Genomic DNA, 13,116 nt, shown 5'->3' on the forward strand with positions numbered 1-13,116 from the left:
TACTAAATATAATGTTTGAACGGCAATACTCCTGTTTTGATATCTTTTCCAGCGGTGAGGATTTCGCCGATAGAATCAGCGAACTTCAATGTGACAGGAACGCCATCCCCATATATACAAGCATTATAGTTTAGTTTTGTCAAACTTAATATGTCTTTACAAACGACTTCAATATCAGCTTCTCCTCTGGTTACGGCTACATCAATGGGATTAGGGATTTCCAATCCAATTTGAGTTTTGAATCGGGGAATAAACCCCTTTGTCCAAAGGAAGGCTTTTCGATCATCGTATTGCAACATCATTCCTCGGGGAACGCAATACGAATATTGCCGATATAGCTTAAAAGCACTATTCTCCCGTATTCTCACTCCGATGATTCTGGATTTTCCCTCGACAGCTTCTTCAAACCCAGCCCATTCAGGATCATCAAAAAATGTTTTTGCATGAATGAAAATTTCATTGGGATAACATGCAAAGCGACTATAGTATGCTTCTAAAGATTGAGAGACTACCTCAAAAGCATCTTGCTGTGAAAGATGAAATTCTCCGGTAGTAGGATTCCACCATGGCCCCACATTCCCTCTAAAAACCATTCCATCGCCTGAATCAAGAAACATCTGAGCTGCACAACAAGCATTTTTGTTCTTTGTATCGCTTTCTGTTTTCTTATATACTAATCCCAAATAACAAACTCCATCTCTAATCTCTCCAAGTTTCCACGGAAGACCTCCTAATTTATAATAGAGGGTATTAGATATGTTCCATGCTTTAGCTGTATCAAATTTTTTTTCTTCCTCAATTTGCTTATCGGTTAACAGATTCTCATAGGCTATTTTACTTTCCCGAATTATCTGAGTGACGATTTTTGCAGATAATATTTTGGCTTTTAGCTGATTGTGAAAATTGACTTCAAACTCATACGCTTCTCGAAGGGTATCTTTTTCCTCTTGGAAAAACATATCCAATTGGGTCGAATTCCGTTCATTTTTCTTAAGCCCAATGTTAATATTATCTTCCGATTTCGGAATTTTCGAATTTGGTCTGCCGAATTTATAAATATCCTCTGGTATTACGACAAACCAAACATCCACAGGCATCTCTTCATGCTCGGTATACCGTATTAACGGCTGGACATATAGATTCACTAAATTATGAACTCGTTGATGAGAATCCGTGTATTTTAGGTATTCATCAATATCCTTTTGCTTAATATCAAGTTGAATAATGTTATCAAAATTGATCGATATGCCGAAGGTAGATTCTAATCCCGGGAAATTTGGTCGGGCAATGGATAAATCCCCATTAACAATAGGACCATGTATCCTTTTCAGATAATCAATCATTTTTCTCCTTAAGTTAGCCGAACCGATGATACCGATATTTCTAACACCTTTAATCCTTTTATGATCAAAGGGACCAAAAAGCATTAAACCATCCCGGGGGTCAATTGCTGTTTGGCCACTACCGAATGTCAATGATGGCTCACTGATGTATTTGAGAGTAGGTTCAATCATTTGTTTCCTCTGCCGTTAAATCTTCGTAATAATCTTCTATTTTATCAATGCTCATTTCGGTGTCTGGATCTATGTATCCTATTTCACTTATAAGCATTTCCGGCCATTCTTTCAGCTTGACTTGCTTTCCCGGCGTCGTTACCTGAATGCTTATTTCTCCCTCTTTATTTTTTAGACGCTGAATAAATGCGAGCAATAAATCTCTCCATTCTTTATTAAAAAGGTACTTTCCTTTTTTCCTTCTGAAAGAGTGCTGCTTTTTTTCATCATCTATCAATTGAGCGCCGTCCGATGTAAACAGAATATGTGATTTAAGAGAAAACCCAATAAACGGGCATAGTGTCGGTTGAATAGAGACTCCATAATGCCAAAATCCCACTCCTCGCATTTCTCCTAATAGAGCTTTTGCCTTTTTCCTTGTACTTTCAGGATAGATAAATTTTACTTTCGTAATTTTATCATATTTCGGGAGAAAATAAGCAAATCTCTTATTCGACATTTCATGCTTCCATAAGCCAGCACGTCTGAATAGATTGGCAATTACACAATACATCAGCCTCTTGAAATGATTCTCGACATCTCTATGTTGAGGAAACTTCTCAGACATGAACCCATCTAAAATATCTGTTAGAGAAAATGCAAACGTGTGTTCTGGCCTAACTTCAATCATTTCATTATCTCTTTGAACGGAAAAATTCAAATTTCCATCAAACGAAGAAATACAATTGGATAATAAACTAATCGGAATTTCTTTATTCAGGTCTCTGATGGCTTTAGCTTGAGCGGTATTGGCAAATTGATACATATAGAACCTATTCGGCATTTCAGCTATCGACCACCATGAAGTATAATATCGCTCTTCGTGGGGTATAATTGAGCAGTTAGAAATATACTCATTTTCATACCATTCTGAAAATGAAGACTTCTGATTGCCGAAATTAGAAGGAACATTGTCTTTCTCCAGTTTTTTTAGCAGTTGCTTTAATCCATCAGCCCAATTATTATTAAATGGAATATGGTTAATATTAGGTTGTCCTATTACTAAATGATAGCTGGAATTGTCGATATGTAATGGTATGATAAAATCCTGCAATCCATCTTGTGCAGCAATACTCTTTGCGTATTCCAACTCATTTTCAATTCCTTGCCGAAGTATACCTTCTGTCGTTACAATATTTTTTGAATAAACGAACAAAACTTTTATCGAACGATCCAGGGCTTTTTGAATGGTTGCCCAAAAACGCTCTCCACCCAGTAACCCTTCTTTATCTATCCAAACCTTATATCCTAACATCTCCAATCGGGAAGCAATCCAGATGGAAAAATCGTTATCTGCCGGGGTTGCATGACTTATAAATATCGTATCTCTCATAACCTATCTTTCTCCTGTTTCTTTACTGCCTTGCTTTGATAATTCTTTATAATAATTCCGTCATATATACGGGCAAGCAAAAAATATCCTTGTCTTTCTTTAGATCTTTGGTATAGAGAAGATACCTGTGAAGGATTCTCGCCGAAAACTTTTGCTGGAATTTATCGAGGGATTTGTGTGAGTTATATCCGGAAGATTTAACTTCGATAGGGCATATCTTGTCTTTACGCGAAAGCAGGAAATCTATTTCATAACTGCGGACAGTTTTATTCTCTTCTTCGTCTTTCACTGTCTCCTCCTTAAATGTATAGTAGAAAAGTTCATTGCCTGCACTCTTCAACATTTGGGCGATTGCATTCTCGTATACATACCCCAAATCTGTACTGAGTTTATCGGAAAGGAGCTTCCGGTATATCACATTTTCCGTATAGTCGCGATCCATAAAAGCGAGCGTAACGAACAATCCCGTATCAGCAAGAAACATCTTGAAATAGTCGTAATCAGCATGAAGAGAGAATCCTACACTGGGATCATTCGCATGATAGGCAAAGTTTACCGTCATGGAATCTGCCATATCCATCAACAACTCACTGAGCCGGGCGGCTGTCGCATTCTCAATCACGCTTCCTACCTTATAACGTGTCGTATTGCGGGAGAGTTCTGCCGGAATTGAGGTAAACAAACGCGAAGCACGTCCTGTCGGATCGATTTTACGGAAATCATCGATATACAGTTCGAGGATATTTCGTTTTACCGCATCTATGGCTGAAAAATCATTCGATTCAAGATATGCATTTACAGCCTGCGGCATACCGCCGATGAGCATGTACAGACGGAAATTGCGCATAAGATCACGATTGACGGCATCACCCAAAGACTTAAAATTTTGATACGAGTATCTGAGCAACTCATAAGTCTGGAGTTTATCGATAGCCCATAGGAACTCTTCGTAGTCCAGCGGATACATTGCGATACGTGTTTCTTCGCTCGGTATCACGATTCCTTTCACATTTTTTTTGATGGAAAGGAGTGACCCCGTTTCAATATAGTCATATCGGTGATCCTTTACAAGATGCTTGATTGCCTGTCGTGCAGGAGAGAATAATTGTACTTCATCGAAGATGACGACCGATTTTCGTTCACGCAACGATACATTGAATAGGGACTGAAGCCGCAGAAAGAAATAGTTTAAGTCCGAGATATGGGTAAAAAGTTCTTTTACAGCCTCGTCGGCTATCGAAAAATCGATGATGATGTAGGTTTCATACTCTTTGCGGGCAAATTCTTCGGCAATGGTTGATTTGCCGATTCGACGTGCTCCTTTTATCAGAAGTGCTGTTCGACCATCACTTTCCTTTTTCCACCGGAGCATTTGCTCATAGATTTTGCGTTTGAATATTTTCTCAGACATAATTGAAGCCTTTTATTTTCCACAAAGATACGTATTTTGTCGAAAATGAAAAAATGTTTTTAGCTCTTTCTGTTGGAAAATGGAAAATGTTTTTGTGCTGATTTGCCGAAAATAGGAAAATATTAAGAAATTCATTTTGCGTTTGAGATTATAAAAACGAAAAATGAAACATATTGTTGCCAACCGATTTCTTTTCTCTGCGGCTATTTTTTTAATGTATATCTCGATACAGAAATACGAATTGCTGGGTTCCGAGCAGCGGACGGAACTCGGAGTCCGGACAGACGGCGACGGGCAAAACCTCATTGCGCGGTGTTCGTTCTGCGGCAAAGAGGAGAAATTCGGCGTCTACTAATCACCTTGAGTTTATATGTATCACCATATTTAAGGTTAAAACTCAATATCTTTTTTCAAATCGAGGCTTTTTGTGCTCGATGTGCGGGCAAAGGGCTGATCCGTTACGCCCTTCGCCACAGTTATTTTCCGCACTTTTCATAACCTTTCTCCTCATTTATAAGCCGCCTTCACGAACCCGGTGCGGATGGTATCCGGTTTCAGAAGCGAAGGTATTTACGGGCTGCACGCCCCTGCAAGATCAAGCCGCGGGGCGGTTTTGCGAAAAATCTTCCTCTTTCCCTTCGGGCGAGCGTATTTCCCGCAAAAATCTTGACATGGGCTAAGCCCTTCTTTTTCATGCTCCTGAAACCAGATACCATCCACACCGGCTCCGCTACGGCATAAAAAAAAAGTCGAAAGGTTATGAAAAGCACAGAAAATAAGAACAGGAAACCGAAAACCTCCAACCTTCCACTCAGCATGGGTGCGGGTTTGCGGGCAGGGCTGAAAATCGGGGCTGTCGCGCTGGGTTTTTATCTCTTCGGGAGCGGCTTTGTTTGGGTCGTTTTGGCCTTTCTGTTCTGCTATGACCTCCTGCGGGGCATCCTTTCCTGTCTTTTATCTCTCGTCGTTCTGATCGGCTTTTTCTCCTTTCTCTTTTCCCAAATCTTCTAAAACCTTGAAAATCATGGCAAAGTATTATTCCCTACTCGGCGGTACGACCACCGACACCGAAATCCAAGTCGCAAAGGAAAACCAAATCGTCATTTCTGAAGGCCCCGGCGCAATGCGCGACCGACTTGTAATTTACAAGGTCGAACACGGTGCAAACGGATATATATACCATTTGATAAACCTCGAAACGAAGGCGATCCGGTGCACCGACATCCTCCGGCCATACTCGCAGAAATTCGGTATCGGCATGTACTACACCGACGCGCCCGCGGAATTTATGGACGCTTTCGAGGTTGCCGCCCTTGTTGCCGAAGCCGAGCAGAAAGCAAAGGACGAAGCCGACGCGAAAGCCCGTGCAAAGGCCGAACACGACCGGATCGCGGCAATCGGTGCGGAACGACTGCGCCGGATTATGCCCGATAACGTGCAGGGGGTCATCGTGGCCGAACTCAACGAAACGGAATACACAGACCCCTCCTACGAGTGCCGGGAAACCCGGAGCGTCCGCACCGTAATACTCGGCTTCTCGACCACCTCCCGCAACGGCTTCGGGGAACTACGGAAAGCCGCCGCCAACCTGCCCGAAACGGCGTATTTGGCCGAATATAACAAAGATTATGAACTCCGTTACCCCGGTTTCACACTCGGCAAGAGCCCCTCTTATGGTTGGAGCATCCACAAAATGACCCACTACACCCGCGAGGGATTTATCGACGCTCTGGCCTATATCGCCGGAGATGAGAATAATATCCGGCTCAGTAGCCCCAAGCCGGAGCGCACACCGGAACAAGAACAAGGGCAAACCTCTGTTCAAGGTGATTTTATCCTCGTGAACTACTCCGAGAAAGCGATAGCCCTATTCGGAGATACGAAGCCCATAAAGGACGCATTATCCGACCTCGGCGGACGGTTCAACGGGCGACTGACCTACCGCGGAGAGAAATGCGCCGGGTGGATCTTTCCCAAAGCGAAAGAAATGCAGGTGCGCGAGTTAATCGGCATGGCCGAATAATCCCGAAGTCCAATCCGGGGGCGGTAGCCCCGTCCCCACATAAACCAACGAATCATAAAAATCCGAAAATATGAAAACCATTTATCTGCAAAGACAAGGCTCGACCGACACGTTTAACACCCTCAATGCAATCAACACGGATTTAGGGTATTACATCGAGGTCAAAGCGTGGAGCGACAACCGCTACAACATTATCATCGTATCGACCCGTAAGCAGGACGACGATACCAAAAACAAACGGATAGAAATAACCGCCGTTTATCTCTCATTGTCCGACGCCTTCAGACGGGTGGAAAAAGAACTGCGGGAGGAACTCTCCGAGGATGCGACCATTTCCGACACGATAGAAAAATACTGCCATAACAGCCCCTCCTACAAAGGATTGGCAGACAAATATTTGGCGGTTTGTTTCTATGAAAAAGCCACTGAAACGATACGCCTGTACCCCGAAAATTACTGCCTCGTCTCTTTCCGGCACAAGGGGACGAAAGACTACCTCCGAATGGACGGCGCAACGGCGGAATATCTGCCCATATTGGAAGAACAGGCCAAGCAATACGAAAAGGAGCAGAGTTGGACGTGCCACAAGGATAAATCCGAGGAGTTCAGACGCGAACGGTTCGCGTGGCTCATCGGGGAAGCACTCAAGAAAAAGGATTGCCACCGTAAATTCTATCTAACCGACACGCTTATCAAGTAATCCGCAAAGACAGTAATCCAATCCGGGGGGGGCGGTGGCCCCGATCCCCTGCAAAAAACAACAGATATGACACTCAACGAATATATCACCCAAAGCGAACCGCAGGCTAATGTAAAAGTCATACTCCAAGAGGGCGAATATATCCAGCGTGATGCAATCAAAGTAGCCCCCTTTTCGGTTCATACGGCCGTCGATATTCCGGCTATTGCCGAGCACTACGGCATTAAAGACAATTATATCCGAATCGGAACCGCCCGGCAGTTGTTTACACGACATCCCCAAACAGGAGAACTGCGCGGAAGCATGTTTTTCCTGCCCGACGATGCCCCGGAGCCGCCCGAACTCACCCGATTTCTCCGGTTCTTAAAGGCAAACGAAGTTTTTCTCAAACAATGGTGCGAAGCGCATCCCGTCCGGGGCGATTTACAGGAATGTAATGCCCGGTTTAGAACAGCATACGCCGAATATCTCAACAGCATAAGGAACACTTATGCCCTCACGGACGAAGACATTGATTTTTGGCTCTTTTGAACATTCATCCGGGGACGGTAACCCCGTCCCCCATAAAAACAAACCATCATGGCACAAGAGAATAAAGCGACCGATTATTTCAAACAGACGATCCAAAGCTATTTACAGCGCCGGGCGCAGGAGGACGAATTGTTCGCCCCCCGGTACGCCAATCCCAAGAAGAACATCGACGACTGCATCACGTTCATCCTCAATTATGTGAAGCAAAGCGGGTGCAACGGCTTCGCGGACGATGAAATCTACTCGCTCGCCATGCACTACTACGACGAGGACGACATCGACATCGGCAAGCCCCTTACCAACTGCAAAGTTGTGGTAAATCATACGATTGTACTGACCGAGGAAGAAAAAGCCGAAGCACGACGCCAAGCCATGCAAAAGGCAACGGACGAAGCCTACCGGAAAATTACGCAGGGTAAGAACAAGACCAAGAAAGCTGAAACGGCCACCCAATCATCACTATTTTAATTCGATACACCATGAAACCGAGAAATAAATTCCAACAGAAAGCAGTCGAAGCAAGCAAGAAACTGCCACCGCTGACCCCGGCACAGGAACGCTGGGCCTATACCAAAGTTATCGAATCGGTAGGTCGGCGCACGAAAAAAGGTGTCGTTACCTGCCTCGACTGCGGTGAGGTATTCCATAATGACACCGAATGGAAACATTGCACCTGCCCCGCCTGCCGCACACGACTGCGGATAGAGGACACCCGCAAACAGAAATTCCAGCAAAGGGAATACGCCACCTATATAACCGCCTGCGACGGGATGCAGGTCGTGCGGGTGTTTATGGTGAATTATTATACCAAAGTCGGACGACCGCTGAACCGCTTTTGCCACGAAGTCATGCAACGGTGGATAGCCCCCGACGGCAAATACTGCACCTTCGCCCGGAGCCGGGTATGGGGAACGATGTATTACGACCAATGGATTTATTCGTCCGACTTGGAACTGCACGGCGAATCGTGGGTATATGACAATATTTACACGGACGATATATACCCCCGTATGAAACTTATCCCCGAACTGAAACGAACGGGATATAAGGGCGGATTGTACGGTCAGAACCCGACGACCTTACTTTGTGTCCTGCTCTCCGATAACCGGGCGGAATCCCTGCTCAAAATGGGACAGGACAGCCTATTACAACTGTATTTGGATGATAGCGGTCGCAGATTCGACAAGTATTGGCCGAGTATCCGTATCGCCGTCCGCAACGGCTATAAAATCACGGATGCAACGACATGGTGCGACTATATAGACGCTTTGCGAACATTGGGCAAAGACCTGCACAGCCCCAAATACGTATGTCCCGCCGACCTTAAACGGGAACACGACCGCTGTATAGCCAAAATCGCCCGCAGGGAAGCCGAACGGGAAATAGCCGAGAACCTCTCCGCATATCTTCAGAAAGAGTGCGCCTACCATAAAGCCAAATCCAAATTCTTCGGCCTTATGTTCACTGACGGGCAAATCGCTGTCCGGGTGTTGGAGAGTGTGAAAGAAATCATCATGGAGGGTAAGGCCATGCACCATTGCGTCGGCACGAACGGATACTATAAAAAAGCCGATTCGCTCATCCTTTCGGCCACCATAGACGGCAAACGCATCGAAACCGTAGAGGTGTCCCTCTCCCAACTCAAAGTTATTCAAAGCCGGGGCGTATGTAACAAACAAACGGAGTACCACGACAAAATCGTGCGGCTCGTAAACGACAATATGCCCCTTATCCAAAAGCGCATTGCCGCCTAATTCATCCACCCGAACTATCAAGATTATGCAACCGAGAAATAGTTTTGAACAGCAAATAGAAGAGGCAGGGCGCACACTCCGTCCCATCTCCGCCCGGCAGATACGGTGGGCGTTCGACCGATGCTTCGTCCGCTACGGACGCAGGACGACAAAAGGCGTGATAACTTGCACCGAGTGCGGACACGCATGGACGGACAAGGCGGCGCGGACGCATTGTATCTGCCCCGCGTGCCATACCCGGCTGACCATAGACGACAACCACCTGCGCCGGATTTACGACACGGCGGACTACGCCCTGTTTATGACCGTCCGGGGCGGGATGCAGGTATTACGCTTCGTACATCTGACCTACTATGTCCGTATCGGAGAAAGGGCGAAATACGTTCATTCCGAAGTCGTGCAGCGGTGGATCGCCCCGGACGGGCGATGCGCCACCCGTGCAAGACTCATAACGAACCGGCCTTTCTACAAAACGTGGAATTATACCACCTCGTTGGAACTGCGTCCCCATAAGCCGCTGTATAATATCCATCCCCGTTGTGTCCATCCCCGGCCGCAACTCCTGCCCGAACTGCGAAGAAGCGGTTACAACGGACAGTTTTACCACATATCCCCGCCGGAAATGTTCTGCGCCCTGCTGCGCGACAGCCGTGCCGAAACCCTGCTTAAAACCGGACAGGTTACGCTCTTGAAACACTTTGCCGAAAATCCCCGCACATTGGACGACTACTGGCCGAGTATCCGTATCGTTACCCGCAGCGGGTACGCAATTACCGATGCGGGAATGTGGTGCGACTATATAGACCTGTTGCGCTTTTTCAATAAGGATTTACGCAATGCCAAATATGTGTGCCCCGCCGACCTCGAAGCGGAACACGACCGCTATGTGGAACTGAAACGGAAGTATTACCGCAAGCAGAGAGAGCAGGAACGCATACGGGAAGCGATGCGCCATGAACAGCAATACCGGGATGCCAAAGGGCGCTTTTTCGGTATCGACCTTACGGACGGCAAAATCCATGTCCGGGTCTTGGAGAGCATCGAGCAGTTCCGGCAGGAGGGCGAAGCCATGCACCATTGCGTCTTTACCAACGAATATTACCGCCGGGACGATTCGCTGATCCTCTCGGCCTCGATAGACGGCCAACGGCTCGAAACGGTCGAGGTTTCGCTATCCCGATTGGAGGTGGCGCAAAGCCGGGGCGTATGCAACAAGGACAGTCCGTACCACAAGCAGATTATAAAACTCGTTCAGCACAATATGCACCTTATAGAAAATCGACTGACAGCGTAATCCTAAATCTATCAAATAATTAGAATCGGGGCGGCGAAAGCCGCCCATAACACCGAAACCATGAAAACAGACACGAATAAACTGAACCCGACCTACGAAATCCGGCAGAACGGAAAAACCGTACTCCGGTCGGATTGCGAGTTTTCGCTTCCGATGATTTTCAACAACCTCACGGGGCGAAATTTTGCAAAGAAATCGGAATATCACGATTATATCCGATTTATCGCTATCAAAGAAATGGGCTTTACCTACGGGGAAATAGAACTGGTCAAAAACGGAGAGGTCGTAGCCAAAGGACATATCACGAAGAAATAAAATCGGGGCGGCAACAGCCGCCGTTCAAACCTTTTATCAACCAAAAACAGACAAAACTATGGGAACATGGGGAGCAGGAATCTACGAAAACGATTCTACGCGGGATTATATAGACGGGATCATCGACAACATATCGAACGCCGTCCGGGACATTGTAAAGCGGGATTATACGCTGTTGCACGCAGGGATGCCCCAAAGCGACCTGTTCATGTGCTACATCGACCTGTTGAACGCCATTTGCAGCCGACACGACCTGCACACATCATTACCGGATGCAGAGGTGGTTCGGAAATGGAAAGCCAAATACATGGAGGTTTGGGAGTTTACCGTCGGCGAGTGCGATCCGGCAGAGGATTACCGGAGAGAAAGGGCTGTCGTATTGAACGAGAGTTTCGATAACCTGATCGCCCTTGCAAGTAAGAAAAATAAATCGACAAAACTATGAAAAATCAAAAACACGACGACAAAACGACAAGGGCGTATGCCGTCCTTGCCCAACTCGAAACCCGATACCGGGTAAGAATCTGCGAGCACGACCGCACGGCGATAGTCGTATCGGGCATTACCGAAAAACAACTCTCCGCCCTATGCCGGAGGTTGCATTGCTCCGGTATGTATAACGACACGGGACGGTTCGGGATCATCACCAATTTCGGAGAATATAAGTAACAATCGGGGCGGCGGCTGCCGCCCCATAACACCGACCGCTATGAAAATCATCTACAAAGAGGGAACCCGCAAGACCCTCGCAGAATCGACCGGAGAAGTCCGTAGCGCAGTCGCCACAGCATTGGAACTCGTCGAGGGCAAGCACGGATTCAGAACGCCTTTCGAGATATGGCGCAACTGTGAATTAGTCATAACCATCGGATATAATATCTACACAACATCCGTCGAGATACGTCCCCCGGCTATGGCTTATATCAAACGCCGGAGTAATTGGCACAACCGATACGCTTACTATGCGGCCGGAGCATTTCGGGGAAATAACGACAACGCGGAAGTAGAACTTATTTAATGGAGAACAACAATGAAAACGACAGAGGTAAACAAGGAATTGATAGGCAGAAGGTGCGAGTGCATCAGCTTCGGCACAATGGTTACGGGAGTAATCGAGGACATAACCGTTACGAAATATACGGCGGAGGTAAAAGTGCGTTACGACGAGCCCCAGCGCTGGGGTAACGAAATTTTGCACAGCGGTTGGGCGCATGGGGACAAGGACGACGAATCCGGCTCTTTGAAGTACCTGCGCCTGCTCCCCGAATCTGTCCGACCGGACTATGAAACACTTGTCGTAACTTTTGGCGAGCCTATCCGCACGCTGGAGCGCCGTATCTTCGACGATCCGCAGGCGTGGGGCGTATCGACCCTGAAGGAGTGGATCGACGGCTACGAAAGCACCCGCTTTACGCAAATCGGCGACCGCACGGCGGTCGTAACCTTCGAATACAACATGGCGAGCGTGCGTGAATGGCTCGCCCGGCATACCGAAATCGAAACCTGCAAAACGGCGTAACGATGGCACGGGAGAGAATCGACGACTGGATGCAGATGGCCAAAGACCTCGCCCGTGCCGAACGGGAACTGCAAATAGAACATTGGGTATATATCACGTTCGAGTACCGCGAGGACGACCGTTCGCGGGTCGTCCTGCATAAAATAGACATGCCCCGCAGGATGCTCGACCGCTGGCGGTGGCTCGTCGAGTGGCGTAGGGCCAAATACGTCTGCCAATACCCCCGTAAGGGCGTGCAGGTCTATCATTGTTACTACGACAAGCGGACGGGACTGCAAACCGGATTCGGCTCCCTGCTCTCGTGCGTGGCAGCGGCTAAAGCGCAGATTACGAAAGTCGAGCGTAAAATAGAGGAATACGTTAGTTACATGAGCGGTAACGATCTGTTTTTCGACCCGACGACAGACGAAAAATTGCGCTGCGCCAAAAAGAAATTGGCGCAGAAAAGGGCCAAGTTTGCCGAACTGTGCGCCCTGCTCCAAAGCGAGGTCGCCAAACACCGGGCCAATCCCGGTATCTACAAACTGTTCATCGGTTTTCGCAAGCTGGGTGAATTTACGGACATCCCGCAAGCCCGTAAATTCGCCGAAGAAAGCGGCGAAACAGGGACTTTCAACCTTATCGGCGACCGTTTTCGGGATAGTTGGTACCAATCGAAACGTATCGGAGAAGCCGGAAATTAA

The 13,116-nt window shown here is 47.0% G+C and carries 17 protein-coding genes; 14 read left to right on the forward strand and 3 right to left on the reverse strand.

Annotated features, from left to right (window positions below; genetic code table 11):
• Positions 1 to 2 precede the first annotated feature (2 nt).
• Genes FME97_RS01655 through FME97_RS01665 form a run of 3 tightly spaced genes read right to left on the reverse strand, consistent with a single transcriptional unit; the run spans position 3 to position 4,297 of the window.
• The gene (locus tag FME97_RS01655) at positions 3 to 1,514 is read right to left on the reverse strand and encodes an argonaute/piwi family protein (RefSeq protein ID WP_032135203.1); all 1,512 of its coding nucleotides are present in this window, start codon (positions 1,512 to 1,514) and stop codon (positions 3 to 5) included.
• Positions 1,507 to 2,886, reverse strand: coding sequence for a toll/interleukin-1 receptor domain-containing protein (locus tag FME97_RS01660; protein WP_141427619.1), 1,380 nt, complete (start codon positions 2,884 to 2,886; stop codon positions 1,507 to 1,509). The genes FME97_RS01655 and FME97_RS01660 overlap by 8 nt, the downstream gene beginning before the upstream one ends.
• A gap of 46 nt (positions 2,887 to 2,932) precedes the next feature.
• On the reverse strand, positions 2,933 to 4,297 hold the full coding sequence (locus FME97_RS01665) for an ATP-binding protein (protein WP_032135202.1): 1,365 nt from the start codon (positions 4,295 to 4,297) through the stop codon (positions 2,933 to 2,935).
• Between the two features lie 163 nt (positions 4,298 to 4,460).
• On the opposite strand from FME97_RS01665, the gene FME97_RS01670 reads away from it, so the two are divergent.
• The 14 genes from FME97_RS01670 to FME97_RS01735 all read left to right on the forward strand — a co-directional run bounded on the left by FME97_RS01670 (position 4,461) and on the right by FME97_RS01735 (position 13,116).
• Positions 4,461 to 4,652, forward strand: coding sequence for a hypothetical protein (locus FME97_RS01670; RefSeq protein ID WP_141427621.1), 192 nt, complete (start codon positions 4,461 to 4,463; stop codon positions 4,650 to 4,652).
• Positions 4,653 to 5,056: 404 nt separating this feature from the next.
• Positions 5,057 to 5,308 carry a hypothetical protein gene (locus FME97_RS01675; RefSeq protein WP_032135201.1) on the forward strand — a complete coding sequence of 84 codons (252 nt, stop codon included), beginning with the start codon at positions 5,057 to 5,059 and terminating at the stop codon, positions 5,306 to 5,308.
• A 13-nt stretch (positions 5,309 to 5,321) separates the two neighbouring features.
• The gene (locus FME97_RS01680) at positions 5,322 to 6,320 is read left to right on the forward strand and encodes a hypothetical protein (protein WP_032135200.1); all 999 of its coding nucleotides are present in this window, start codon (positions 5,322 to 5,324) and stop codon (positions 6,318 to 6,320) included.
• Between the two features lie 70 nt (positions 6,321 to 6,390).
• Positions 6,391 to 7,020 carry a hypothetical protein gene (locus FME97_RS01685; protein ID WP_032135199.1) on the forward strand — a complete coding sequence of 210 codons (630 nt, stop codon included), beginning with the start codon at positions 6,391 to 6,393 and terminating at the stop codon, positions 7,018 to 7,020.
• A gap of 66 nt (positions 7,021 to 7,086) precedes the next feature.
• Positions 7,087 to 7,551: a hypothetical protein gene (locus tag FME97_RS01690; RefSeq protein ID WP_032135198.1), complete on the forward strand. Its 465-nt coding sequence runs from the start codon at positions 7,087 to 7,089 to the stop codon at positions 7,549 to 7,551.
• A gap of 48 nt (positions 7,552 to 7,599) precedes the next feature.
• Positions 7,600 to 8,019, forward strand: a complete 420-nt coding sequence (locus FME97_RS01695; RefSeq protein WP_032135197.1) for a PcfK-like family protein — start codon at positions 7,600 to 7,602, stop codon at positions 8,017 to 8,019.
• 11 nt (positions 8,020 to 8,030) lie between these two features.
• Complete coding sequence (locus FME97_RS01700) at positions 8,031 to 9,305, forward strand: PcfJ domain-containing protein (protein ID WP_032135196.1); 1,275 nt, start codon at positions 8,031 to 8,033, stop codon at positions 9,303 to 9,305.
• A 25-nt stretch (positions 9,306 to 9,330) separates the two neighbouring features.
• Positions 9,331 to 10,599, forward strand: coding sequence for a PcfJ domain-containing protein (locus FME97_RS01705; protein WP_032135195.1), 1,269 nt, complete (start codon positions 9,331 to 9,333; stop codon positions 10,597 to 10,599).
• A gap of 60 nt (positions 10,600 to 10,659) precedes the next feature.
• The gene (locus FME97_RS01710) at positions 10,660 to 10,914 is read left to right on the forward strand and encodes a DUF7688 family protein (RefSeq protein WP_046518039.1); all 255 of its coding nucleotides are present in this window, start codon (positions 10,660 to 10,662) and stop codon (positions 10,912 to 10,914) included.
• Positions 10,915 to 10,972: 58 nt separating this feature from the next.
• Positions 10,973 to 11,359 (forward strand): hypothetical protein, encoded by a 387-nt coding sequence (locus FME97_RS01715; protein WP_032135194.1) that lies wholly within the window; start codon positions 10,973 to 10,975, stop codon positions 11,357 to 11,359.
• A complete protein-coding gene (locus FME97_RS01720) occupies positions 11,356 to 11,583 on the forward strand; it encodes a hypothetical protein (RefSeq protein WP_032135193.1) in 228 nt (75 codons plus the stop codon). The genes FME97_RS01715 and FME97_RS01720 overlap by 4 nt, the downstream gene beginning before the upstream one ends.
• 40 nt (positions 11,584 to 11,623) lie before the next feature.
• Positions 11,624 to 11,932 carry a hypothetical protein gene (locus tag FME97_RS01725; protein ID WP_032135192.1) on the forward strand — a complete coding sequence of 103 codons (309 nt, stop codon included), beginning with the start codon at positions 11,624 to 11,626 and terminating at the stop codon, positions 11,930 to 11,932.
• Between the two features lie 12 nt (positions 11,933 to 11,944).
• Positions 11,945 to 12,433 (forward strand): DUF7258 domain-containing protein, encoded by a 489-nt coding sequence (locus tag FME97_RS01730; protein WP_032135191.1) that lies wholly within the window; start codon positions 11,945 to 11,947, stop codon positions 12,431 to 12,433.
• A 2-nt stretch (positions 12,434 to 12,435) separates the two neighbouring features.
• Complete coding sequence (locus FME97_RS01735) at positions 12,436 to 13,116, forward strand: hypothetical protein (RefSeq protein ID WP_141427623.1); 681 nt, start codon at positions 12,436 to 12,438, stop codon at positions 13,114 to 13,116.

The sequence above is a fragment of the Alistipes dispar genome, assembly GCF_006542685.1.
In the GTDB taxonomy this organism is placed as follows: Bacteria; Bacteroidota; Bacteroidia; order Bacteroidales; family Rikenellaceae; genus Alistipes; species Alistipes dispar.